General features: G+C 31.5%; 22 protein-coding genes. 10 read left to right on the top strand and 12 right to left on the bottom strand.

Annotated features, from left to right (window positions below):
- The 3 genes from BMY33_RS23210 to BMY33_RS23200 all read right to left on the bottom strand — a co-directional run.
- Window positions 1-856, bottom strand: an 856-nt coding sequence (locus BMY33_RS23210; RefSeq protein WP_170837167.1) for an alginate export family protein, incomplete at its 3' end; no start/stop codon positions are given.
- 99 nt (window positions 857-955) lie between these two features.
- Window positions 956-1825: a type IV pili methyl-accepting chemotaxis transducer N-terminal domain-containing protein gene (locus BMY33_RS23205; protein ID WP_091412979.1), complete on the bottom strand. Its 870-nt coding sequence runs from the start codon at window positions 1823-1825 to the stop codon at window positions 956-958.
- Window positions 1826-1853: 28 nt separating this feature from the next.
- Window positions 1854-2207: a hypothetical protein gene (locus BMY33_RS23200; RefSeq protein ID WP_091412977.1), complete on the bottom strand. Its 354-nt coding sequence runs from the start codon at window positions 2205-2207 to the stop codon at window positions 1854-1856.
- Between the two features lie 610 nt (window positions 2208-2817).
- On the opposite strand from BMY33_RS23200, the gene BMY33_RS23195 reads away from it, so the two are divergent.
- The 3 genes from BMY33_RS23195 (at window position 2818) to BMY33_RS23185 (ending at window position 6925) form a co-directional block, all read left to right on the top strand.
- Window positions 2818-3624 carry a hypothetical protein gene (locus tag BMY33_RS23195; protein ID WP_091412982.1) on the top strand — a complete coding sequence of 269 codons (807 nt, stop codon included), beginning with the start codon at window positions 2818-2820 and terminating at the stop codon, window positions 3622-3624.
- Window positions 3625-3656: 32 nt separating this feature from the next.
- On the top strand, window positions 3657-4316 hold the full coding sequence (locus BMY33_RS23190; protein WP_091412975.1) for an alpha/beta hydrolase: 660 nt from the start codon (window positions 3657-3659) through the stop codon (window positions 4314-4316).
- Window positions 4317-4390: 74 nt separating this feature from the next.
- Window positions 4391-6925, top strand: coding sequence for a PQQ-dependent sugar dehydrogenase (locus BMY33_RS23185; protein WP_091412973.1), 2535 nt, complete (start codon window positions 4391-4393; stop codon window positions 6923-6925).
- A 10-nt stretch (window positions 6926-6935) separates the two neighbouring features.
- Here the strand turns inward: BMY33_RS23185 and BMY33_RS23180 are convergent, their stop codons facing one another.
- Together BMY33_RS23180 and BMY33_RS23175 are read right to left on the bottom strand one after the other, a co-directional pair.
- Window positions 6936-7529, bottom strand: coding sequence for a YdeI/OmpD-associated family protein (locus tag BMY33_RS23180; protein ID WP_091412970.1), 594 nt, complete (start codon window positions 7527-7529; stop codon window positions 6936-6938).
- 68 nt (window positions 7530-7597) lie between these two features.
- The gene (locus BMY33_RS23175; protein WP_091412967.1) at window positions 7598-8032 is read right to left on the bottom strand and encodes an SRPBCC family protein; all 435 of its coding nucleotides are present in this window, start codon (window positions 8030-8032) and stop codon (window positions 7598-7600) included.
- A gap of 117 nt (window positions 8033-8149) precedes the next feature.
- On the opposite strand from BMY33_RS23175, the gene BMY33_RS23170 reads away from it, so the two are divergent.
- Window positions 8150-8695, top strand: coding sequence for a hypothetical protein (locus tag BMY33_RS23170; protein ID WP_139195729.1), 546 nt, complete (start codon window positions 8150-8152; stop codon window positions 8693-8695).
- 42 nt (window positions 8696-8737) lie between these two features.
- On the opposite strand, the gene BMY33_RS23165 is transcribed toward BMY33_RS23170, so the two are convergent.
- The 3 genes from BMY33_RS23165 to BMY33_RS23155 form a co-directional block, all read right to left on the bottom strand.
- A complete protein-coding gene (locus tag BMY33_RS23165) occupies window positions 8738-9664 on the bottom strand; it encodes an AraC family transcriptional regulator (protein WP_091412963.1) in 927 nt (308 codons plus the stop codon).
- Window positions 9665-9770: 106 nt separating this feature from the next.
- Window positions 9771-10307, bottom strand: a complete 537-nt coding sequence (locus BMY33_RS23160) for a GNAT family N-acetyltransferase (RefSeq protein WP_091412961.1) — start codon at window positions 10305-10307, stop codon at window positions 9771-9773.
- A gap of 49 nt (window positions 10308-10356) precedes the next feature.
- Window positions 10357-12762: a glycoside hydrolase family 31 protein gene (locus BMY33_RS23155; RefSeq protein WP_091412959.1), complete on the bottom strand. Its 2406-nt coding sequence runs from the start codon at window positions 12760-12762 to the stop codon at window positions 10357-10359.
- A gap of 331 nt (window positions 12763-13093) precedes the next feature.
- Between BMY33_RS23155 and BMY33_RS23150 the strand changes: the two genes are divergently transcribed.
- A complete protein-coding gene (locus tag BMY33_RS23150) occupies window positions 13094-15958 on the top strand; it encodes an esterase-like activity of phytase family protein (RefSeq protein ID WP_139195728.1) in 2865 nt (954 codons plus the stop codon).
- A gap of 91 nt (window positions 15959-16049) precedes the next feature.
- On the opposite strand, the gene BMY33_RS23145 is transcribed toward BMY33_RS23150, so the two are convergent.
- Together BMY33_RS23145 and BMY33_RS23140 are read right to left on the bottom strand one after the other, a co-directional pair.
- Window positions 16050-16505 (bottom strand): hypothetical protein, encoded by a 456-nt coding sequence (locus BMY33_RS23145; RefSeq protein ID WP_244543081.1) that lies wholly within the window; start codon window positions 16503-16505, stop codon window positions 16050-16052.
- A 64-nt stretch (window positions 16506-16569) separates the two neighbouring features.
- Window positions 16570-17331: an MBL fold metallo-hydrolase gene (locus BMY33_RS23140; RefSeq protein ID WP_091412953.1), complete on the bottom strand. Its 762-nt coding sequence runs from the start codon at window positions 17329-17331 to the stop codon at window positions 16570-16572.
- 173 nt (window positions 17332-17504) lie between these two features.
- Here BMY33_RS23140 and BMY33_RS23135 point away from each other — a divergent pair, with 173 nt between their 5' ends.
- The 5 genes from BMY33_RS23135 to BMY33_RS23115 all read left to right on the top strand — a co-directional run bounded on the left by BMY33_RS23135 (window position 17505) and on the right by BMY33_RS23115 (window position 21823).
- Window positions 17505-18953, top strand: a complete 1449-nt coding sequence (locus tag BMY33_RS23135) for a TonB-dependent receptor (RefSeq protein WP_091412952.1) — start codon at window positions 17505-17507, stop codon at window positions 18951-18953.
- Window positions 18954-19265: 312 nt separating this feature from the next.
- Window positions 19266-19709: an Rrf2 family transcriptional regulator gene (locus tag BMY33_RS23130; RefSeq protein ID WP_342028446.1), complete on the top strand. Its 444-nt coding sequence runs from the start codon at window positions 19266-19268 to the stop codon at window positions 19707-19709.
- A 62-nt stretch (window positions 19710-19771) separates the two neighbouring features.
- Window positions 19772-20626 (top strand): alpha/beta fold hydrolase, encoded by an 855-nt coding sequence (locus BMY33_RS23125; RefSeq protein WP_091412950.1) that lies wholly within the window; start codon window positions 19772-19774, stop codon window positions 20624-20626.
- A gap of 16 nt (window positions 20627-20642) precedes the next feature.
- The gene (locus BMY33_RS23120; RefSeq protein WP_091412948.1) at window positions 20643-21275 is read left to right on the top strand and encodes an NAD(P)-dependent oxidoreductase; all 633 of its coding nucleotides are present in this window, start codon (window positions 20643-20645) and stop codon (window positions 21273-21275) included.
- 119 nt (window positions 21276-21394) lie between these two features.
- On the top strand, window positions 21395-21823 hold the full coding sequence (locus tag BMY33_RS23115) for a DUF1801 domain-containing protein (RefSeq protein ID WP_091412946.1): 429 nt from the start codon (window positions 21395-21397) through the stop codon (window positions 21821-21823).
- A 110-nt stretch (window positions 21824-21933) separates the two neighbouring features.
- Here BMY33_RS23115 and BMY33_RS23110 read toward each other — a convergent pair whose 3' ends face one another.
- Window positions 21934-24051, bottom strand: coding sequence for a T9SS type A sorting domain-containing protein (locus BMY33_RS23110; RefSeq protein WP_139195727.1), 2118 nt, complete (start codon window positions 24049-24051; stop codon window positions 21934-21936).
- 359 nt (window positions 24052-24410) lie between these two features.
- Window positions 24411-24860, bottom strand: coding sequence for a thioredoxin-dependent thiol peroxidase (gene bcp, locus BMY33_RS23105; RefSeq protein ID WP_091412942.1), 450 nt, complete (start codon window positions 24858-24860; stop codon window positions 24411-24413).
- Between the last annotated feature and the right edge of the window lie 118 nt (window positions 24861-24978).

The following is a 24978-nucleotide window of genomic DNA, read 5'->3' as shown; positions in this document are numbered from 1 at the left end:
CTGCTCCAATTCCGAATAAAGTTTTTCCTGGTTTATAAGTAGCTTCTAAACCAGCATTATATGCGGACAGATCAACCGTTTCTGTAAACTTTCCAGTTTGTGCATATAAGTTTAAGGCTATTTTTAATCCCTTCGCAGGTTTCGCTACTAAATGTGTCCCAAAGGTTTGTCTATTTACAGTTCCATCAATTGGAGTTTGACCATCGGTATCTAAATTCTGATATGAGTTATTTACAAAAAGAAAACTTCCAGAGAATTTAGACCAGTCTTTATGTAGCCAAGCATAAGCCATTCCTTTGTAATCGAATACAGCTCTTACATTACCATCATTATTAGGATCAAATAAAGTATTTACTCTGCTTACTCCATTTTGATTAAAAGAAAAACCAAGATCTAGTTTTAGCCCACTTTCATTTTTATATTTAATCAAAGCTGCATCATGAAACCTTCCTTGCATTGCCCAATCCAATCCACCAAGTATTCTTTGATCATCATAAGACAGCGCTTGTCGACCTATTTTTGTAGACCATCCACTACCAAACTTAAAATTAATCCAAGCCTGCGCTAAGGAAAAACTATTGTTATTATCAGCAGCAGCTATCTGAGGTGTATCTCCCCAAACACTAACATCCTGCACACTAAGATATGTAGAAAACTTATCCGCAGTATATCCAAATTTTAAACGAGAACGTTGTTGTACAAATATAGCAGCATCTACTCCTGATGGAACAAGATTCCCGAAACCACGTAAATATTCTGCTCTGGGTCTTATGTCTGCATCAATACTAAGTTCTTGGGCCTTTATACTACCTATTAGTAATAAAGTACACATTAATAATTGTAGTCTTTTTTTCATATGAATTGGTTTTTTAAAATTTAGGTAAAAAAAAACGTATTAAAAACTTGTTTAAAATACGTTTTTTTCCCCGTTTAAATAACAGGTAATAACTTTAATTTATATTTTCACTTTTTCATATAAACCTGTAATTGTGTTAAAAGCTTTTGTTAGATCATTACTGATCTTATACATCTCAGCAGGCTTGAAACCCTGATTCATCAACTTATTTTTATTGTTTTTAACACTTTCCCACTTGGTCATTGCAAGTCCTAATTTTTCATCAATTTTTTCATTATTAAAATTAGAAATTAATAACATTGTTATAGTTCCATCAATTTCATTGAATACATTATTCAACATCTGTTCAGAGTTCTTCGTTTTTAATGTAGTCTGATTTGCAAAATAATACAATGCTAATCTTTGAGAAAGCATACGTTGTCTTCCTGCCATATTAATAATTTGCTTAAGCTCTAAGTCAGATTCACCTGAACCGTCATCCTCTAAAAGATCTTGATCATTTTTATTAGCTCCTTTAGACTCAACTATAACTGCAGATACTACATCATTTGTTGCTTTTAATAAATCTGTATTTAAATCAATAATCTTTTTTGCATTATCATAATTTGGTGTACTTTCTATAAGTTTTTTAAACTCTGTCCAGATACCATTTACTTTTGCAATTCTATCTTTAGTTACCTTATAACCAGAATTTTGATTGATGATACCATTCTGTTTCTCAAAGATAATTTTACTTGTTAAAAGATCTCTTTTTGCTTTGGCATCACTAGGGTTTTCTACTAGATATAAATAAGACTTAGCCATCTTCTGACTTAACATTCTTTGTTTTCCAGAAATATTAACCGCTTTATTAAACGTTAACATTCCATATTTCATACTTTGTTGTGCACTTATGGTGTTTGTACTTGGTACCATCATTCCTACTAGGAATAATAATATTATAGACTTAAATGTAAAACTGTTTTTCATTGTATAATTTTTATAATTGAGATTAATTTTAATATTCCTCTAAGGATAAATGGGTGATTTTATTATCTGATGATAGTCCTAAAACTAGAATTGTAGAAGAATTTTCGAATTCCATTAAATAACGTTTATTTCCATCGTCATCCATTAAAAAAGAAGATTCTCCCATCGTTCCTTTTTTAGCCTGATTATCAGTAATAAAACTCGTTACTTTGTCCAAAGTAAAAGAAGACTGTAAATCAGAAGAAAACAGTCCAAAAAGGGAATTAGCATCTTTTGCATTATATGCATCAGAAATTTTTGTGATAGTCATTTGATAACTATCCTCGGTTTGTGTAAAACTAAAACATATAGATAGTAATAGTACGTAGGTAATTTTTTTCATAAAGTTTGGGATTTGGTATTAAAGATTAATATTTTACTTATTATTCCATATTGGGAATTTACGGTTTAACCGTAAATCATATTGGATAACTGAAACAAAACTATTTCAAAAGTCGATTAAACACATATATCTTCGATATAATGCAGTTTTAATACGTCTAGTAGCATTTACTTTAAGTTTATTAGAAAATTTATATAAAAACCTATAACATTCGTTAGACAATATAAAATTGGTTTTTGCCAAAAAAAAACTGTTTATCAAAAAAATATTATGGCAGTCATAACTTTAAATATTTGATTTACTGAATAGTTACTAAGAGCATTTATAAAGTTTATTTTACGTACAAATCATTTTTAATATTATCTAAAACTAGATCAAGATTACGGGTAAACCGTAGTTTTGATACGCTTTTAACATAATTTTAACTTACGTTTAACAAGATGTCGTTAAAAAACTGATTTTAACGCTTAAAATGAATCTAATTAATCCAAGAAAAATATCTTGTTGTAAAATAATAAACACAAAAATCTCGTTATCAATTATTTAAAAAAACCGTATTCGTAAGCTTAATCCTACCAAAATTAACTAGCAAAATTACCTCACAATGTTTATGAAGAAAATATCTAAAACAATTTTAAAAATTTTAATAATCTGTGCTTTAACTATATTCACACAAATTGGTGGACTGCTTTTCTTTATTTCAGAATTAATGATCTCGAAAAACATCAAAAGTTATCGATTAAAAAAAATTAGCTGGTTTATTGGCTTATACATATTTAGTACATTCTTAATTGTACCATATCTCGCTCCTTTATTTGGGAGAGAAAAAATTAGAGATAATGATCTTATAGCATCGTGTACTTTTTTCACCAAATTATGTAATAGAAATTATGTAACTCCAGAATTGAATATCGCCTTACAAAACATAGCTAGAATTGTGAATAAAAATAATAATAAAACTAAGCTCATATATCTAGATGCTAATTTCCCTTTTATTAACGGATTTCCATTACCTCCTCACCTTAGTCATAATGATGGTAAAAAAATTGATCTCTCTTTTATTTATGCAAACACTAACGGTCAGATCACTAATAAAAAACCTGCGCTTTTTGGGTATGGTATTTATGAAGGCCCAAATTCTAAAGAATACGATCAAATTAAAGTATGCATGAAAAAAGGATACTGGCAATATGATTTTGCTAAATACTTGACTTTTGGAATTTCAAATAATCAACTTAAGCTTTCAAAAAAAGCAACAAAAGATTTACTTTTGACAATTGTAAATCAGAAAGAAGTAGGGAAAGTTTTTATAGAACCTCATCTAAAAAATAGATTAGGGGTGCAACATCCTAAAATTCGATTTCATGGTTGTCAAGCAGTAAGGCACGATGATCATATACATTTACAACTAAAATAACTTCAATAAAATTGAACCTTAGCTAAAAGAAAATGGAAGTCAAAACCTTATCATTACATCATATCATTAAAGAACCAACTATTAAAAAAGATAAAGCACCTGTTTTATTTATGTTTCACGGATATGGAAGTGACGAAAATGATTTGTTTTCATTTGCTTCAGAATTACAAGAAGAACTATTTATCATTTCGGTTAGAGCGCCGTACCCAATGCAACCTTATGGAAATGCTTGGTATGCAATCTATTTTGATGCCGCCCAAGGAAAGTTTAGTGATGATGCACAAGCCATTGAGTCACGAGATAAAATAGAAACATTTATAGATGAAGCTGTCGTAGCCTATAATTTAGATCCAACTAATGTTACATTACTTGGTTTTAGCCAAGGTACAATTCTTAGCTATTCTGTAGCACTATCATATCCTGAGAAAGTAAAAAATGTGATAGCATTAAGTGGTTATTTAAATGAAGATATCCTTAAAGAAGGTTATGAAAACAATGATTTTTCAAAACTTAACATATACTGCTCACACGGTAGTGTCGATCAAGTAATTCCTATAGATTGGGCAAGAAAAGCTCCTATAAAACTTTCTGAATTAGGAGTACAAACAACCTTAAACGAATTTCCTGTTGGTCATGGAGTAGATCCTCGCAATTTTTATCAATTTAAAGAATGGCTAAATAAACATATTTAGAAATACCTTACATCTGATAATAAGCGATAGTTTTTTTCGTTGAAATAGAGTCACTTATCTTTTAAATTCCAAAAATGAAAACACTATCCTCACTAATTGTTTTCGTGTTCTTTTTTGTTACCTTTTTAGGTAATGCACAGATCACGTATGAACCGGCATTCCCCAATATAGATTTTGAGTTTCCTGTAGAAATACAATCACCTAGTGATGGAACTGATCGAATGTTCATTGTAGAGCAAAGAGGACGAATTAAGGTTTTTCCACGAGTTAATAATGTAGTGCCTAATGGTGTAGATACCTTTTTAGATATAACAGATCGTGTACGTTTTAGAGACGGTCAAGAAGTTGGATTATTAGGATTGGCTTTTCATCCCGATTATGATACTAATGGATATTTTTACACCTACTATACCACGGATAGCCCTGTATCTGGTATATCAGTAAGAATGGTCCTTTCTAGGTTTACGGTTAATACTTCTAATTCCAATTTTGTAGATCCAGATAGTGAGTTGGTTCTTTTTCAATTCGATAAAAACCAAAATAATAGTAATCATAATGGTGGTAAAATTGCTTTTGGTTTAGATAATTATCTATATATATCTATTGGTGATGGTGGGGGCGGTAATGACCCTGAGGGAAATGGACAAAATATAAATACTGTTTTCGGAAGTATTCTTCGTATTGATGTAGATATAGATGGAAATAATCCAGTAGAAACAAATCCAGATTTACCAAATGGTAATTACGAAATCCCAAGTGATAATCCATTTGCCAATACTAATGGACTAGATGAAATATATGCCTATGGAATTAGAAACACTTGGAAATTTTCATTTGATAATGAAACTGGAAGGTTATGGGGTGCCGATGTAGGTCAGGGTTCTTTTGAAGAAGTAAATATAATAGAAAATGGAAAAAACTATGGATGGAGCAGGTTCGAAGCTAATTCTGTAGTCAATAGCAATGTAACCATCACAGAACCCACAATTTTCCCTGTACACTTTTATAATCGCAACCAGGGTGATCGCTCTATAACTGGTGGTTATGTTTATAGAGGTTCTGAAATCACTAGTTTAAGCCCAGACATTAATTCAAAATATATATTTGGAGATTATGTAAGCGGAAGAGTCTGGGTATTGGATTATAATCCTTCTTCTGGAACTGGTAATAGTACATTATTATTTAATACTTCAGGTGAATTTGTTTCTTCCTTTGGAGTAGATAAAAACGGAGAATTATATTTTAGTGATTATGGGAGTAATGCCCAAATATATAAACTAGTGGATGGAACGACCACAACACCGGGAACTGCTATAAGTGGTATTGGACAATGGCAATCATTAAATCAAGGAGTTCCCAATGGCGTCATTCAAGCTATCGTAACAGATACTAATGGCGATGTATATCACGCTGGAACTTTTAGTGAAGTAGGAAATATAAGCGCTAATAATATTGCCGTTTGGAATGAATCATCTGGATGGAGATCGCTAGGTACTGGATCTAATGGAACTATTAATACACTTAAAATTTCTTCCAATGGAAATTTATATGCTGGAGGAGCTTTTACTGAAATAGGAGGTGTTTCTGCACAAAATATAGCCGTCTGGAATGGGAACAACTGGTCTGCATTAGGATCAGGAATAGATGGAACAATAGCGTCTATTGAAATTGATGATAATAACAACATATATGCTGGAGGTGTTTTTGAAACAATAAATGGGAACACTGTAAGAAATATTGCATTATGGAATGGCACAACTTGGTCAGCATTGACTGATGTAGCTAGTGGAATAGCAGGCACAAATAATGAAGTAAGATCATTGGCATTAGACACAGACGGAATACTATATGTAGGTGGAAATTTTGATGAAGCCGGAAACGTTACTGCGAATAGAATTGCTACTTGGAATGGAACTAGCTGGGGAGCATTAGGTACAGGAACTAGTGGTTTTGTAGAGGCAATCGCAATAACTCCAACAGAAGTGTTTATTGGAGGTAATTTTTCTATAGCAGGTGGTCAAACTGTTAATAGAATAGCAAGATGGAATAAAAGCAATACTACTTGGTCATCTGTTAATAATGGAGTAAATAATATAGTAAACACATTAATTCACGATGGAAATAATTTATACGTCGCTGGTGCTTTTGACACTGCCAATATTGATACTAATAATAGTGTTATTGTTAATAATATCGCAAGATGGAATGAAACAAATGGTTGGGAAGCATTAGGTACTGATATTAATGTTGGAGTAGATATTAAAATAAACACCATGAGTTTTGCATCCGATAATGAAGGTATTAATACTGTTTTTGCTGGCGGTAATTTCTCTACTGCAGGAGCTATCAATGCTAGCAATACTGCGCAATGGATATCCGAAAATATCTTAAGTACTCCCGAAACTAATGACCCAACTGTCTATTTGTACCCCAATCCAACTACTGGCATAGTGCAATTACCTAAGGAAAATGAGTGGATACTTACTAATAATACCGGGAAAATAATTAATACCGGTAGAAGTACTACTATCGATATTTCTGGGTATGCTACCGGTATGTACTTTTTGAAATTAAAAGACAAAAAGACTTTAAAGATCATTAAAAAATAGAAAGCAAATTTTAACGGTATTTATCTCCAAGACCAACTCCTCTTAAGATCATAGGTGTTATTTTTTCTAACCTTTTCATTTTGGTAGTTTCTCGTTTTGCATTAGCAATATATTCTATATATTCTTTTTGTTTGTATGGAGTCAACTTAACAAAACCATTCTTTAAATTTATGTTAGCCTCTAACCTTTCTCTTAGCATTTCTGGTATTTTTAAATCAAAAGATGATTTTTTAATCTTTATTTCTTTACCCTCCTTTTGATTTCGTATTGCTTCTTGCACATATAATAATACTAAATCTTTATCTATATCGTCCAAAGATCTAAACCTCCATTGCCGTAAACCTTTTGTCTTCCCTTCTTGGGCATTAATCAATTTATTATGAATATCTTTTAGAAAAACCCCTTGATGAAACCATAAACCAACATAAGATTTAAATGCAGTTATACCTATCACATTTTTACTATTAACTGTGTACGTTGGTATTCCCCATTTTATGGTTTCTTCCATTTCTGTAGAAATCATGATTGATCGTAACAATTCTAAGCTTTTTCTCCAATATGATTTCTTAGTAATAAAAGCATCTACAGATTTAGTATTCTTCATAACATAAAAAATATAGTTCTATTTCATCTTTAAAATAAACCAACTTTAGTTTTTAAAACGAGTAAACATTATCCCTCTAAATATTCCTTTAATCGTTCCCCTAAAAAATAATTCCAACCTGCAATGCAACTTTCTCTAGAAAACTCAGGGATATCAGAAGGAAAATCTTCAATTACTGTAAGAGATAGCTTAAGTCTAGTTTGATTTTCTTTTTTAGACAATTCAAAAGTTACAAATGCATCACCTGAGTACTCGGCATAACTCCAAGTATATGTGATTTTTTCATTTGGCACCACTTCTAATACCTCCCAACAATGCGTATAGTTTCTATCTTCTACTTTTACTAAAAATTCAGTTTTAAAACCAATTTCTGGTACAAATGAATTTATAGTGGCAAAGAACCAGAGTCGCATTTCTCTTACATCTGTAATTGATCTCCAAACCTTCTCTTGAGAAATGGCATAACACTCTTCTATAACTATAGGTTCATCACTAGTTTTCATTAAGCTAAATATTTACATATCAACGTTTTGTTAACTTTACTAAAATAAACATGTTATATGTATTTACAAAAGATTACTATGGCATTGAATTTGATAAACTATCAAAAAAATCAATTCATGAGAACGCTACTTTCTTTAATATCTATCTTATTTTTATTTTCAGCCTGTTTTCCAACTAAAATAGCGCCTAATATCAAAGAGGATAAGGTAATGGTAGCTGAAAAATTTAAGAAAGGGTTGCCTAAAAGAAATTCCTTTATTTTCGAAGATCCCAAAGATGCGAATGAATTTTACCAATATATCAACAACAAATTTAATTTAAACGACACAGACGTTCGATGGAATGTTCCATTCATAGTAAATAACACAGAATATTATCTCTCTTTTAATGAGGTAGAAAGAACTACAAAAGTAATTAATGTTGCTCCTATGATCATAGATGCAGCTTTAGAAAATAATGACTTAGGGCCTGCTTTAGAGGATTCTTATACTAGCCGTAGCGGAAAATGGTATTTAGTCCTTACGGTTAATGATGAAGAGTTTATGGACTGTCTTAAAGAAAGTTATACTAAAAGAGACGAAATTGTAGTATTCCTTAGACAACTGAGAAAGGAGTATTTATCTACCAAAAATTACACATCTTTATTATTCAAAAAACAATAAAATTGATTTTTTATTTTACAGTCCAAAAACCACAACAACAATTTACTTTATTGGAATGTAAAAATCTACTAAGCATTTATTATCAGGGTGTTCTCGGAAATCATTGTGATAAATCTCAAAAGGCTTCTCTTCCTCTTTCTGATATCCTTGTTCGCTCATCCAAACAAATAAGCTACTCCAAGATTTTTCAAAATCATCTGGTGTAATTTCAAAAGATCCAACAATACATTTCCCATTTTTGATAGAAACAGGAGTTATTTCATTTTCTGTTGTAAAAGATTCTTTCATTAATATAGCAACGCTCATTCTTACTTTATCAGGTGATGTAATCTTAAAACTATCATGAAATATCCTTGCCATTTTTGCTTCTGGATTTTCTAATATCCCTTTGGACCTAGCCCATTTTAATATAGTATTAAAAGCATTTTCTATTCCGTTTACTCCTATATGAGTTACACTAGCAAAATGTAAATCAGAGATTTTTTTAACTTCAATTTTTGCATTCATTTTAATCCAATTTATATGATTATTAATATTGCAAATATATTTGTCAAAAATCAGGTCTTGTTGTCCAATCTTGCTTTCGGCTTTACTAATCTTGCTATATGTATCTGGAAGTTGTTTTCTAAATTTCGTTGGACTTACTCCATAAAACTTTTTAAATGCTCTAGTAAATGATGAATTACTATTAAAACCATACTGCATCGACAATTCGGTGATACTAACTTCTTTTTGATGCATTAAAACAGCCGCCATTTTCTCAATGCGCTTTCTATTAATATAAATATTTAGTGTTTCTCCTATTACCGCTTTAAAAATCCTATGAAAATGATATGGAGAATACATAGATATATCTGCAACAATATCTAGGGATAAGTCAGAATCCAAATGTTCATCAATATAGCCTAAGGCTAAGTTAATTCTGTGAATGTATTCTTTATTTGATTTTTGTTCTAAATAGAATTTCATAAAAACATTATAAGTTCTTTACTACTTTCTATATAACAATTCGAATTTTTATGTTCTCCCATATAATTAATTCAATTGATAAATAAAACATTGAATAAAACCCATTTTAGCACAATTTATTTTTTACTATAAGCTCTTTACTACACCAGTACCAAACAGCATCTTCACTCCCAGGTTCATAAGGAGCGAATTTATCAAACTCCATCCCTACTTTTTCCATCACTCTGATCGATGCTTCATTGTCTTTAAATGCAATTGCAATTATCTTTTTTAGTTTAAGGAAATCAAAGCCATACTTTAAAATTGCATGGGATGCTTCAGTTGCTATACCCAACCCCCAATATTCTGGCAAGAATCTATAACCAAGATCAATCTCATCAAATTCTGGCAAATATGCTAATCCTGCCCAACCAACAAATTTTTTCTCTTTTTTTAATATGGTAGCCCATCTACCAAATCCATATTTTTTATAATTAATAATTCTTGATTCTATAGCTTTTTTAATTTCTTCCCTAGATTTAACAACAGGTTCTCCAGTGTATTTTTGTACTGCTGGATTGGAATGCAATTTAAATAGTTCTTCTTTGTCATCAAGAGTAATTTCTCTTAATAACAACCTTTCTGTTTCTATTAAAACTTTCATTTTATCTTCTATAACGATTAGATATATCCTATTTAGAATATAAATATACCTAAAATGTTATATCTATTTGCTCAACGTCACTAGAGTTCCATTCAAATTTAATAATCAAAACATGCTCTTTTTCATTCCAATCAGCATCAATTATCTTATCCCCTAACTTAACGGATACTGGAGCTGTTTCAATATTATGAATAACTAAAGACACTACGCGAGAACTTTTGTCATAACTACTGCCTCTATCAGCTTTTAAGTTTACGCTAAGTGTTTTTTCACTATTCTTACTTTCGAAGTTTAAGATTTCATACTTTTCTTTTTCATAAGCGTTTGGTGTCTTACCATCATCATCGTATAATTTCCCAAAACTAGTCTTAGCTTGAGCATCATAGTAATAATGTAAGAAAAACTCTTTAGTACTATATTCTTCTGTACTCTGGATCTTTTCGATCATAGGAATAAAAGCACCTGCTTTTATAAATACGGGAATATGATCCTCTTCTGTCTCTACAGTAATATATCTTCCTCCTTCATATTTTTTACCGGTATAGAAATCATACCAATTAAAACCTTTTGGAAAATATACATCCTTAGAAGCAACTCCTGATTTTACTATTGGAGATACCAAGAAACTATCACCCCACAAGTAAGTATTAGATACTGTTCGTAGTTCTTTAGTATCAGCATCTTCAAAAAATAAAGGTCTCATTAGCGGAATACCTGTTTGATTATTTTCAAAAGCTAATGTATAGTTATAAGGAAGCATTTGATATCTCATTTCGATACTTTTCTTCGCTAAATCTTTTGTTTTTTTATCATGAAAAACTGGTTCTGGTGCGATATGCTCCTGAGCATGAGGTCTATAAATAGGTTGAAAAACTCCATACTGCAGCCATCTAGTATATAATTCTGAATCAAATTTATCTCCCCCTGCAAAGCCACCAAGATCAGAATGCATATAGCCTAATCCCTGAATTCCCATTGATAACGCAATTTCTGTTTGCGGCTGTAAACCACCCCAACTTCTACTAACATCTCCAGACCAAGGAATCATCCCGAATCTTTGCGATCCAGAATACCCTGCTCTCATTAAAATAAAAGGACGCTGATCAGAAAAATCTTTTTGATATCCTTCCTGAACTAATCTTGCCCAATCATGTCCATAAATATTATGCACTTCATCAGCCGATCCAGTCGCATGTAATAATGCTGAAGGGTGAACTTCAGGTTCTCCCAAATCTCCCCACCAACCTGCTACTCCATAGTCTTTAGTGTATGTTTTATAAATATTCCAAAACCAGTCCTTACCTTTTTGATCATAAATATCAATAATTCCAGTATTTCCAAAATAGAAATCATATCTAAAAGGACCACCTAATGTGTCTTTCCCAAGAACTTTTTCTGCTACAGCTTCTTCCCACTTTTTTGATGTTGATAAAACAAAAGGTTCTGTGATTAATATGGTTTTTACTCCTTGTTCTTTAAAATCATTGATCATTTGTTTTGGATTAGGAAATGAATCTTTTAAAAACTCAAAATTCCCCATATGACCTTTAATATCTTTCCCAAACCAATAAATATCTAAAATTACAGCATCAAGAGGAATCGAATCTTTCTTAAATTTAGCTATAGTCTCTTTAGTTTCTTTTTCTGAATGATATCCAAAACGACTTGCAAAATTACCAAAAGCCCATCGTGGAGGTAACGGTTGTTTACCCGTTAAATCAGTATACTGATTCATCAGATCTTTCCAATCATCACCAGCTACAACCTGATACGTCTTTCTTCCATTTATCGTTTCGTAACTAAGTGTATTATCCCGGTTACTATCAATATCCAAAAAACCAATTGGAGCATTATCAAAATGAACTGCATATTTTTTCGAAGACAACACTAATGGCATTGTATAGTTCATCAACTCAGACCGCGTTTCATAACCATAATGTGCTCTATTATATAATTGTAGACGATTACCTCTTCTATTCATCCCTACCACTCTTGCTCCTGCTCCATAAATAACTTCATCTTTATCTAAATTAAAATTTAAGATTTCTGTAGAATCTGTTTTTATATACCCTTTGTTTTCAGAAATTAGTTCTTTTCCTTTGTATATATAAGAAATATGAAAAGGTTCCTTAGTTATACGAACACTGATACCTTCAGAATCACCATATATTATCTTACTTTCTGTTTCTTCAACTTTAGCAGTAATCCCTTTTTCTAAAATGACAGCATGAGATTGAGCATTAAACGTTTCACTTGTTGGAATGAATGAAGTTTCAATAATCTTACTAGAATAGAGTTTTATTAAATATTTCCCATTATCTCTAGAAATTTCAATAAAACCATCTTTATTATAACTATCAATATTTGTTACAAAATCACTAGCATTAGGTTTACAGGAAAACGCTAAAAATGTTATTATTCCTGAAAGGAAAAAGAAAAAAAGTCTTGACTTCATTATATAATGGGTGTTTTCTAATGTTGATATCATCCAAATATACTAGAATCCCTTTAGAATAAGGACACAACGTTAAATGGCTATATCGAATTATCGATTATTCAGTCAAAACAAAAAAACACAACAAAAATCACAACAGTTTACTACAACGATTTCGTAACTATATTGAATTAATTTCACGATATAGTAATCGAATTCATACAGTATAAGCATTATCATAAAACACCTAACCTTAACCTAAAGATTTCTTGAGATACACTAAACATTTTGGTAATATCGAAAGACTACTTTTAAGGTATTAATAACCAATTTAATCTTAATTGTATCTCACATGAAAAATCATTTTTACGCTATGTCAAGTCGACACAGAAAATCAGTATGCATTTCTGCATGCCTAAGTTTTCTAATGTCTTTTTCTTCTTTTGCCCAAATAGAAAAGGACAAAACAACAGCACAATTTGACCTACCTAAAGACAATTATTATGGCCAGGAAATTTATGCTAAAGGAAAAGGAAAGTCCTTTGGAAATTTTGGGGATTTATTGTTTTCAAGAGCTGTATTAGCTGCACCTAGTTTTTCAGAAGGCCCAACTTCTGGTCTTTTTATTGGTAATGACCCTATTAATGAACAAGAACTTCCTTTTACTAATAAGCAACCTATTCAGGGGTTCTCTGCTATATTAAATAATATGGATGGAACTTTCACTGCAATGTCTGATAATGGTTTTGGGAGTATTGAAAACTCTTCGGATTACAACTTACGTCTATATAAAATTAAACCTAGGTTCGAAACTTTCTTTAGAAGAGGTAAAGGAGATATTCAGGTTCTTGGATACATTGAACTAAAAGATCCGAATGAACTAATCCCATTTGCGATCACCAACCACTTTAGTCAAGATCGAGTTCTAACGGGTGCTGATTTTGATATTGAATCTATACAAAGAACTGATAATGGAGAATATTGGATTGGAGATGAGTTTGGTCCTTTCTTATTACATTTTGATAAAAATGGAGTATTATTAGACGCTCCTTATCCCCTACCCGATCTAGATAATGAAGGGAAAGAATTACGTTCCCCACAAAATCCGTTTAGTGAAGAAGCAAGTGCTATTAGAGTTATGAATGCAATGAGAGCACATGCACAAGCTAATGGCAGTAAAGCTCCCGTAATGTCGCCTTGGTTTGTTATGTTGGATGATAATGATGAAACTACAGTAGTAGGAAGTAGAACGACAACTGCCAATGGTTTGGTTGAAGCATCAAGTGAATTATTTAATGTTTCTTCTTTAAATCGAGCTGGTCATCCAGTAGTTGTATACACCGTTAACGATACCGAAAACATGAATCGTTTATTAGATTTAGACTTACAAGGGATTATCTCTGATCGTCCAGATCTATTATTAGAAGCTGTTCAGAGTTTTGACAAAAATCAAGATGGACGCGCTGATTATATGGATGTTGATGGTCTTATCGACGTAACTCTTTTTGATGCACAAGGACATCGTGGCGCTAGAAATTTACGTCCAGAAAACACATTACCGTCTATGGAAGCTGCTTTAGATTACTTAATGCCTACATTAGAAACCGATTGTGGAATTACACTGGATGGCGTTCCTGTATTAGATCATGACCCTCATATAGAAGCAACCAAGACTAGAAAGGTAGATGGAACTCCATATGAACTTGAAGATGAAGTATTGGTAAAAGATCTTACATTATCTACTATTCAAAATACCTTTATAGCTGACAAAATATTAGCGGGAAGACCTGCCCAAACAAATGATCTATCACTTTCCCCTGTTGCAGTAGCATTCGCTATTGAAAAAGATTTCATCAATCCTTATGTAATGCCATCATTGCAACAATTATTCGATTTTGTAGAGTTTTATGTAGCATATTATAAAACGGGAGAAGGATCTTCTCATCCCGAAGCGACAAAACGTTGGATGAATGCTTCTAAAGTTCGTTTTAATATAGAAACTAAGATAAATCCAAGAACAGATTTAGATGACCGAGGTGATATTTTCGCCGAAAGAACATTTGGTCCAGAAACATTTACGAAAGCAATTGCAGACATTATCGTTACTAATGAATTAACCGATCGCGCGGATATACAAAGTTTTGATTTTAGAACATTACTACTTTCACAAGAACAATATCCAGAAATAAGAACGGTATGTTTATTTGGCGACTTCCCTAAAATTGGAGATGCTGGCGACGGTACTAACTTACAAGATCAAAATGGAGAAAATACTCCATGGTTAGCCGGAATGTACTGGCCATATAGAGTTACAAAATTAGATACTCCTTTTAATGTAAAACAAAGTGGTGGTTTCGAAGGGATGGCCTTAACAACAGACAATACCACATTACTACCTTTATTAGAAAAACCTTTAGAAGGTAGCGAGAATAACAATTTATTAGTCCACGAATTTGATCTTGCTAGTAAATCATATACTAACAAAAAATACGAGTATCCACTTAACGAAAATGCAACTGCTATAGGAGACTTCATAATGTTTAGTAGACAAAGAGGGTTAATTATTGAGCGTGACGGATCACAAGGGGATCTTGAAGGGTTTAAAGCGATTTACGAAATAGAATTAGATGAGGACTCAACTATTGTGCAAAAAAGATTAAATGTAAATTTATTAAAAATCAGAGATCCAAGAAGGATTTCGGAACCTGGTTTGTCCGGAGATATAGGAATCGGTAGAGAATTTGCATTCCCTTTTGTTACCATAGAAAGTGTTGTTGTTCTTAACCCTTATTTGATAGGTGTATTAAATGATAATAATTATCCATTTAGTGTAGGTAGACACGTAGGTGAAGGATTACCAGATGATAATGAGTTTATTCTACTTTGGTTAGATCAACGGTTAGGATTACCTTGGTATAATGAAAAAGATACTGCTTTAAGAGTTAAAGAAAGTGATTTCAAAACTTATCCAAACACTTTCTCCAATAAAGTAACTTTTTCTTCTACTAATAAAAATATAAACACGGTAGTTATTGATATATTTGATCTGGCTGGGAACTTAATTAGGAAGATTAATTCTGCAAAAACTGATGAAATTGGTTTTGAGTATACTTGGGATGGAAAAACCGATAGTGGTGCCGAAGTGTCCGCAGGCATTTATATTGCAATCATTGAAGCTGATGGAGAATTTATCAAGAAAAAACTGGTAAAAAAATAAAGTCAAAAATTAACCAACTTACCAATAACAATAACCAAAAAAAGAGACCTGCTGTATAAGCAGGTCTCTTCATATATTCGTTTACTGTATTCTAATTTTTAGGATATAAGAATGATTTTTCGACTTCGAAATCTACTACTCCATCTTTTCTAACATCATAAATAATAAATAACTGTCCCCAATAAACACCATCAGTAAAATCTGCTATAATCCACTTATGATTTAATAATCTTACTTTGTTTATTGCCATATTACCTTCCATTCCTCCAAAAGGAACAATTGGATTGTCAGCTCCTGCTTTATTTTGACTTATAATTTGATCACTAATTGTTAATTCTAATTTTTTAGCATCATACCCTTGTTCTTCAAAATAATTGATAGCTTCTTCATCACTCTCCAAAGAAAAATAAGTTAAATCAAGAATTCTATCAATCAAGGAATCTTTCTCTACGTCCTTAGATTTCAACTCACTTTCCTTTTCTTCAAGTTTAGTCCTTAAATTTTCAACCTTACCTTCATAAAATTCTTCTGCTTTTTTAGCACTCATAAATTGAAATAATATGAATAATACTGAAAAAATAAATAAGTATAGAAATATTCTACTTCGCATATTAAATTGTGATTTTTAAATTATCGTAGGCTAAGAAAACGTTTTTGGGCAATTGTTGTTGTACTTCTTCATGAAATCCGAGCATATGACTTATATGTGTCAAATATGTTTTTTCTGGTTTTACTTCAGCAATAAATTCTAACGCTTCCTCTAAATTAAAATGAGAATGATGTGGTTCTATTCTGAGAGCACTAACCACTAATACTTTTAGTCCTTTAAGTTTATCTGTTTCCTCTTCTTCAATAGTTTTTACATCTGTTAAATAAGCGAAATTTTCAAATCTAAATCCAAAAACCTGTAACCTGTTATGCATTAAATCTATTGGAATCACATCCAGGTTACCCAGTGAAAATGGTTGGTTAGTTAGTTCATTTTCGATAACACTGGGCGCTCCTGGATACTTATTTTCTGAAGAAAAAATATAACTAAACCTTGTTCTTAAAGCATTTAATACTCTTTTATGCGCATATACTGGAATATCTCCTTGTCTAAAAAAAAATGGTCTTATATCATCCATTCCCATGGTATGATCTGCATGTTCATGAGTAAAAATTATTCCATCTATTCTACTCACTTCATTTGCCAACATTTGTTGTCTGAAATCAGGACCACAATCAATAACATACTGATATTCATCCCAAGAAACTAATACTGATACTCTTAATCTTTTATCTTTTTCATCTTTACTAAGACATACAGGATGTGTACTTCCTATTATAGGAATGCCTTGTGATGTACCAGTACCAAGAAATGTAACCTCCATATATAATATTGACCGCAAGCAAATGTAATTATAATTTTTTTGCTCAAAAAGTAATTCATTTCCACACTTTATTATTTATATCTATTATAAAATGCAAAAAATTGCGTTCAGTTTTTTTTAATAATACTTAATCTATTAGTAACTTTACATAAACAAAAAAAGCCCTTTTCGCTATGCCTATTACTATCATGGGAGACAAAGAATTCGAGTCCGTCCCTTCACTTAAGAGTAAAGCCTTACGAATCAATCTAAATGCCAATATCTATGGTACCTTTGCAGAAATAGGTGCCGGCCAAGAAACAGCCCGTAATTTTTTTAGAGCTGGAGGCGCTTCAGGTACTATTGCAAAAGCCATGAGTGCTTATGATAAAGATTTTAGTGATGCTATTTACGGAATAGAAGATGATAAACGTTATGTTACCGAGGCTCGATTAAAAAAGATGCTGAAACATGAGGTCCGTCTTATAGAAGAGCGAATTAAACGAGAAAAACATCCAAATAAATTATTTTTTAGCTACGCAAATACAGTAGCTACAATTGATTTTGCTAAGAAATATAAAGGCCACGGCTGGGTTGGTATTCGATACCAAACGAAACCAGACGAAGATTACAACGAAATTATATTGCACATTCGTTTTCACGAAAATGATGCGAAATTGCAACAAATGACACTGGGAGTGTTAGGAGTTAATCTTATTTATGGTGCTTATTATAAATATGATAATCCTAAAAAATTGCTTCGTTATTTATATGACCATTTAGATAAAGATCAAATTGAAATAGATACTATTAACTTTTCGGGTCCTAGATTTAAAAAGGTTGATAATCGATTGATGAGTTTACAATTGGTTAAGAATGGAATGACAGAAGCAGTAATGTTCGGTCCTGATGGTAATAATGTTTTACCTGCTGCTGTCTTGTACAAAAAGAATATTCTTGCACTTAGAGGTAGTTTTAGACCAGTGACTAAAGTAAATATGGATATTTACAAGAAGTCACTTAATATGTTCCTAAATGAGAATAAGGTTAATAAAGATAAAACGATAGAAATTTTTGAAATCACTTTATCTAACCTAAGAGCAGAAGGAGAAATCGATGAAGTAGATTTTATGTCTAGAGCCAGACTATTGTGTTCTTTAGGGCAAACCGTGATGATTTCTAACTTTCAGGAGTATTATAAAGTTGTAGAGTATTTCTCTAACTATACCAAAGAACGTATGGCACTATCAATGGGTGTAAATAATCTAATTGATATTTTTGATGAAAAATACTATAGACATCTAAGTGGTGGTATTCTAGAAGCATTTGGTAAACTTTTCTTTAAAGACCTTAAAGTATACTTATATCCTCTAAAGAATCATAAAACTGGTAAACTAACTACTAGTGAAAACCTTAAGGTACATCCAAGAATGAAAGAATTATATAAATTCTTTAAATATAATGGAAAGCTGCAAGACATTGTAGATTATGATCCTACTATAATGGATATATTTTCTCGAGAAGTTCTTCAGAAAATTCAGGAAGGCGGAACCGGATGGGAAGAGCAATTACCTGATCTTATTCCAGAAATGATTAAGGAAAATAATTTCTTCGGTTATAAAGAAGCAGAAAAAATACAATAAACAGTTATTTTAGATTTTATACACTAATAATTAAGTATACATATTGGATAATATTATCCAATATGTATACTTAATTACCAATCTACAGTGTAAAGATGAAGATTTTCAAAACATGGTCTGAATCAATTTCCTATACACTTAGATATTAAATGCATAAAAAACATAACGCTGCATTGCATCCCATCTTAAGGTCTATTTCATCAATCTAATAGTTTCTCTATAATATTGTAATAAACAATAAGACTGCATTCAATTCCACAAATTAAAATAAAACAACCAAAATATTTGATACTGTAATTATAATAATTACATTTGTACTGTAATAAAATAAATTACAGTACAGAATTGGTTAAAACAAGATTTTCTATAGCGCTACACATAATGACATTATTAAGTATGTATGATAACGACTGGTTGTCATCTACTTTAATTGCCAGTAGTCTTAATATGAATCCAGTATTAGTTAGAAAAGAAATTGCTACACTAAAAGAAGGTGGTTATATTGAAAGTAAAGAAGGTAAAAATGGAGGTGTTCGATTGCTAAAAACATCTAATAAAATTCTTTTGTCTGATATATTTAATCTTATAAAAGGATCTGATACTGTTTTATCATTACTAAAAAATACGCCAAATCCTAATTGCAAAGTAGGTAAACAAATAAATGAAAAATTAGCTTCTGTGATGAATACAATTGATAATGCCATTAGTAAAGAACTACAAAAACAGACGCTAGAAGATTTCAAAAATCAGTTTTGATTTTTTTTAGGTTAAACTGTCATAAATTTTATTACAATTAAAAATTATAAAGGAAAATAACAATGATTGAGAAAAACAAGATAATTGACATAAATGGAATTTCCATTTTTTATAGAGAAGCAGGTATCGAAAACAAAGAAACTATTTTACTTCTACATGGTTTCCCTTCATCATCATACATGTTCAAAGACATTATCAAAGTATTATCTGATGAATATCATGTCATCGCACCTGATTATCCTGGTTTTGGATTAAGTGCAGCTCCTAGCCCAAGTGATTTTAACTATACATTTGATAACGTAACTAATGTGATAGAACAATTCATAGACGTTATTCGGTTAAATTCATTTTATCTATTAATGCAAGATTATGGTGGACCTATCGGGTTTAGAATTGCTACCAAAAGAACAGAATTAATTAAAGGATTAATCATTCAAAATGCCAATGCCTACATGGAAGGTTTAGGAGAATGGGCGATGAAGATTGGAACATTCCAACAAGCAAATGATTTAGATGGTTTAAACAATTTTAAAGATTATCTAATGTCAATTGAAGGACTTAAAGAGCAACATCTTACTGGTGCATCAAATCCCTCAAACGTTGACCCCTCCTATTATTTAATGGACAATGCTTTCTTAAATCGTAAAGGAGCAAAAGAGATACAAACTGTTATGTTCTTTAACTACGGAGCCAACTTCTCTAAATACCAAGAATGGCAAAACTATTTTAAAACACATCAACCTAGAACACTAATCGTATGGGGTGAAAATGATAAGTTTTTCAGCAAATCTGGTGGAGAAGCTTACAGTAAGGATCTAAAGAATATTCAATCATACTATTTTAACGGAGGTCATTTTTTACTAGACGAATATTATACCGAAGTAGCAGAAAAAATAAAAAAATTTATAAACAAGTAATAAGAACAACAAAATTATGAAAGTAACAATTATCGGGGCTGGTGGGAACATCGGACAAAGAATCGTTAAAGAAGCGGCATCAAGAAATCATGAATTACAACTTATTAGTTCTAAAGACAAGAGTTTTTTTGGGTTAAATAACGTGCACATTCAACAAGCAGACATTTTTAAAACAGAAGCATTAGTAGAATTATTAAAAGGAAGTGATGTAGTAATAAGTGCTTATGCACCACCACATGAAAACACAGATCTAATTATTGATGCTTCCAAATCATTAATAGAAGCCGCAAAAAAAGCTAATACCAGATTAATAGCTGTTGGCGGTGCTGGAAGCTTAAAGGTTAATAAAGACATGGATTTAGTTGATACTCCAGATTTTCCAGAAGACTATAAGGCTATTGCCATTTCTCACAAAAAGGCATTAGAAAATGTTTTCCTGAATGAGTCAGAATTAACTTGGACAAATGTATCGCCTTCAGCTTATATTTTCGAAGGAGAAAGAACCAATCAATTCAGAATTGGTGAAGATTATTTACTATCTAACGAAAAAGGAGAAAGTACCATCTCTATGGAAGATTTTGCAGTTGGAATACTAAACGAGGTTGAAAAACCATCCTTTCCAAAAAAGCGCTTTACCATAGGCTATTAAGAGATAATGGTACTAATAGATGTATAAAAGCAATAATTGTTTAAATCCATACCTAAACAATTATTGCTTTTATTTTAATTAAGTATATTGTTATTCATAAAGTTACCTCTTATAAATCAATGCAACAAACTCTTATAACAACAAACCCAAAAGTCAAATCGATCTATAGTGCCTATCCCGACACAATTCAGAAAAAAATAATAGAACTTCGTAATTTAATTATTGAAACGGCTGAAGGGATAGAAGAAATAAAGAGCATAGAAGAAACTCTAAAGTGGGGAGAACCTAGTTTTTTGGTTACAAAAGGTAGTACTATAAGAATTGATTGGAAAAAGAGTAAACCGGATCAATATGCCATGTATTTTCAATGTACTAGCAAATTAATAACAACGTTTAGAGTTCTATATAAGGATACATTTCAATTTGAAGGAAACCGAGCAATAATTTTCCCTATAACATCGATTATACCAAAAAAAGAACTTAAAAACTGTATCGCTGCGGCTTTAACTTATCACAAAGTAAAACATTTACCAACTTTAGGTATTTAAAAATAAAAAAGCATATGCATTAATAAAACACATATGCTTTCAATATTTTATATAAGATACTATATTACAATATCTTATTAATTAAATTTTTAGTTTTTATTTAAAAACAATTAATTTTTAATCAATTTTTTAACTACACTATCACCTGAATCATTATTAATTTCGACCAAATAAAAACCACTAGCTAAAGCCGATATATCTATTTGATCAGATTGAAATACACTATTCATAATTTGCTCACCTTGAACATTATAAATTTTAAAAGATGATACTCCTAGAGTACTCGCATTAGCAATATCCACATATCTATTTGCTGGATTAGGGTACAACGAAACTGTATCAGAATTGAAAACTATATCATCCGCAGATAAAAAATTCTCATAATTAAGCTCAATAATACCCCAACAAGAATCAAAAGTTCCAATATCTAATGTTATAGCACCTGTATTATCGGTTTCAAAAGATAAATCAACTGAAGTTTTACCAGGCGTATGAACAGTAGCTCCCGTAATAGCATTAGGAAAAACAGCTGCTGGAATTTTTACTGAAATATTTTCATGTGCTTGAGCTGTATCTTCTGCAGCATTGTATTTTCTATTGATTAGGTGAATTACATATGGTGCTGATGGATCTTCAGAAGACATTCGCGGTAATGCGGAAATAAGAAAATTTACCCACTCACCATTACGTAAAACATTGATTTTCCATGAAAGATTACCATTTATATCACCAGCATTATCCATACTGATTACATTAGAAGAACTTTGATTGAGTATCTGATTCTGTCCAGTAGTTAAGTATTGAACATCACTATCGTGAACAACCACATCATATTCCCCCAATTCTGAAACAGTAGGAGCAACAGGTTGATCGGGATCACCAAATATTTTTAGATCAAACGAAATATTCCTCTCCACTAAATATTCTAAAGTTTGACGAGCTTTCAAGCTACCTGCCATTCCGCCTTCCAATAATGAAGCATATACGGAATAAGCAAGTGCTACATTCGAAACTGCTTCATAATCATCAAACAATTCATTATGGTCATGAATGAATTCATAAATATCAGCAAAATTCTCCCATCCCGTATCCCATGTATTGCTTCCACCTATCCATACTTTTCCAGGAATTGTAAAAATAGAACCTGTGGCATATGCTTGAGCTATCCAAGCACGAGCCTGTCTAGGAGAACTTCTATCATATAATGCTTTAAATGCATCAGGATATGGAAAATAAATTAAAGTTTTATCAAGAGCCTCAGCAGCTTTATAATGTAATAATGGCTCAACAGATGGACTTGTAGCTGCATCGCTTGGATGACCATACTCACCAGCGAGATAAGTTAATCTATCAGAATAAATGTATCCTCTAGGTTCCACTACATTTGTTGTGGCTCCAATTTCAATTCCTGGTCTAATAGTATCAACATATTCGAATAACTTTTCCATCATTTCATTAAGCGATTGACGCTGAAAGTAAACAAAATCCTTATAAAGTGGTATATTTCCATTAATACTATTTGCGCGGTTTCTATAGGTTTGTAGCGTCATTCCACTATTTAATAGAAATTGACGATAATTGAAATTATTAATATTGCTAATTCCTAAATTCGTTAGCTCTAAAGCTGTATACTTACCTCTCATATACTCTCTAAAGCCATTCATAGAATGAACAGAGAAATCTCCTCCAAGCCAATGCAAAGTCCGAGTTGCAGATGTTTGTGAATCAAACATCATATGTGTTACAGGTGCTAGGGTCATTCGATCCACCTGATACTTCAACCACTCTAAGAAATCAGGGCCTTGATGACTCATCCAGCTATGAACCTGACCATTATATGTACCACCATTATCAGCAGCATTTCCCCAATGAATATCTTCACCGTCGAGATTCTTTGCCCAGTATGATCCTGGATCATCCATAAAATCGATCATCCACTTCCATCCCCAATCGAACTCTCCTCGACCAAAATAATAGCTACCATCAGACGTATGATTCTCTACTTTTGTGACCCATTGATTAATAGCCGCCTCAGATTCAATATTAGCATTGGGCATAAAACCCCAAAAAATACCATCGGCTTTATATTTATCATAATTAAACGGAGTTGCAACTGATTCCTGGGTAAATAATACTGTTGATTTTTCTATAGAGCCATTTGTTTGCCCTAAGAGATTATATGACATACAGTAAAAAGCCATAGCGAGTAATAATAATTTTCTTTTCACCTGATTTTTTTAAAGGATTAAGTAATAATTAGATTAAGGGAGTTTTTTAAATTTTTAGTACTGAACGAACACAAATGTATAGGGACAATGCACAAAAACCATTTTACTATATTTAAAAAACTAAACACAGCAAAAATAATTCGACAAAGCTAACTGCAAGAAATGAAATAGAATTCGTAGTGAATCAATTAGTATTTGTTATAGATCTCAAACACCATTTTTCCTTAATCAATTTTATTTTTGCTCATTCTAACCTCTTTTTTTTAAGAAAATTAAACTAAGCTTTGGGTATTTAAAAAGAAAAAAACATATGTATTTTATAATACATATGCTTTCAATATTCTATATAAGATACTAGATTACAGTATTTGAGCAGCGTGATCTTTGGTTTTTACTTTAGTAATAACTTCAGTAAGAACCGAATTTTCGTCTATTACAAAAGTAGTCCTATGAATTCCATCATATTCTTTACCCATAAACTTTTTAGGTCCCCAAACATTAAAAGCTTCTATCACCTTCTTGTCTTCATCCGCTAGCAATGGATAAGGCAATTCATATTTATTCTTAAAATTTTGTTGGCGCTTTGCGCTATCAGCGCTTACTCCAAGAATTTCGTATCCCTGAGATTGAAAAGTTTGATAATTATCCTTTAGGTTACAAGCTTCTGCAGTACATCCTGGTGTGCTAGCTTTTGGGTAGAAAAAAACAACTAATTTTTTTCCTTTATAATCATTTAAACTGATAGTGTTTCCATCTTGATCTAATGCTGAGAAATTAGGAGCTTGATCTCCTGCTTTTAATGATGTCATTCTTCTTTAGTTAATTTAAAAATATAAAATTAGTTTTGTTTAAACATTTTCGATAAAAATAAAACAAATAAAAGAATTTGTGCTTGTTTTTATTAAAATTTTAAGCTTTAATTATACT

The sequence above is a fragment of the Aquimarina amphilecti genome (genome assembly GCF_900109375.1).
Lineage (GTDB): Bacteria > Bacteroidota > Bacteroidia > Flavobacteriales > Flavobacteriaceae > Aquimarina > Aquimarina amphilecti.
This window is presented reverse-complemented; position numbering and strand designations above follow the sequence as displayed.

Bases quoted from the DNA above. Each gene is read 5' to 3' on its own strand.
- BMY33_RS23170 (WP_139195729.1), top strand. From the start codon at position 8,150: ATGAGAACGCTACTTTCTTTAATATCTATCTTATTTTTATTTTCAGCC.
- BMY33_RS23115 (WP_091412946.1), top strand. From the start codon at position 21,395: ATGCAACAAACTCTTATAACAACAAACCCAAAAGTCAAATCGATCTAT.
- BMY33_RS23195 (WP_091412982.1), top strand. From the start codon at position 2,818: ATGAAGAAAATATCTAAAACAATTTTAAAAATTTTAATAATCTGTGCT.
- BMY33_RS23180 (WP_091412970.1), bottom strand. From the start codon at position 7,529: ATGAAGAATACTAAATCTGTAGATGCTTTTATTACTAAGAAATCATAT.
- BMY33_RS23185 (WP_091412973.1), top strand. From the start codon at position 4,391: ATGAAAACACTATCCTCACTAATTGTTTTCGTGTTCTTTTTTGTTACC.
- bcp (WP_091412942.1), bottom strand. From the start codon at position 24,860: ATGACATCATTAAAAGCAGGAGATCAAGCTCCTAATTTCTCAGCATTA.
- BMY33_RS23155 (WP_091412959.1), bottom strand. From the start codon at position 12,762: ATGAAGTCAAGACTTTTTTTCTTTTTCCTTTCAGGAATAATAACATTT.
- BMY33_RS23190 (WP_091412975.1), top strand. From the start codon at position 3,657: ATGGAAGTCAAAACCTTATCATTACATCATATCATTAAAGAACCAACT.
- BMY33_RS23200 (WP_091412977.1), bottom strand. From the start codon at position 2,207: ATGAAAAAAATTACCTACGTACTATTACTATCTATATGTTTTAGTTTT.
- BMY33_RS23135 (WP_091412952.1), top strand. From the start codon at position 17,505: ATGCCTATTACTATCATGGGAGACAAAGAATTCGAGTCCGTCCCTTCA.
- BMY33_RS23205 (WP_091412979.1), bottom strand. From the start codon at position 1,825: ATGAAAAACAGTTTTACATTTAAGTCTATAATATTATTATTCCTAGTA.
- BMY33_RS23125 (WP_091412950.1), top strand. From the start codon at position 19,772: ATGATTGAGAAAAACAAGATAATTGACATAAATGGAATTTCCATTTTT.
- BMY33_RS23165 (WP_091412963.1), bottom strand. From the start codon at position 9,664: ATGAAATTCTATTTAGAACAAAAATCAAATAAAGAATACATTCACAGA.
- BMY33_RS23145 (WP_244543081.1), bottom strand. From the start codon at position 16,505: ATGAGTGCTAAAAAAGCAGAAGAATTTTATGAAGGTAAGGTTGAAAAT.
- BMY33_RS23160 (WP_091412961.1), bottom strand. From the start codon at position 10,307: ATGAAAGTTTTAATAGAAACAGAAAGGTTGTTATTAAGAGAAATTACT.
- BMY33_RS23120 (WP_091412948.1), top strand. From the start codon at position 20,643: ATGAAAGTAACAATTATCGGGGCTGGTGGGAACATCGGACAAAGAATC.
- BMY33_RS23140 (WP_091412953.1), bottom strand. From the start codon at position 17,331: ATGGAGGTTACATTTCTTGGTACTGGTACATCACAAGGCATTCCTATA.
- BMY33_RS23150 (WP_139195728.1), top strand. From the start codon at position 13,094: ATGAAAAATCATTTTTACGCTATGTCAAGTCGACACAGAAAATCAGTA.
- BMY33_RS23175 (WP_091412967.1), bottom strand. From the start codon at position 8,032: ATGAAAACTAGTGATGAACCTATAGTTATAGAAGAGTGTTATGCCATT.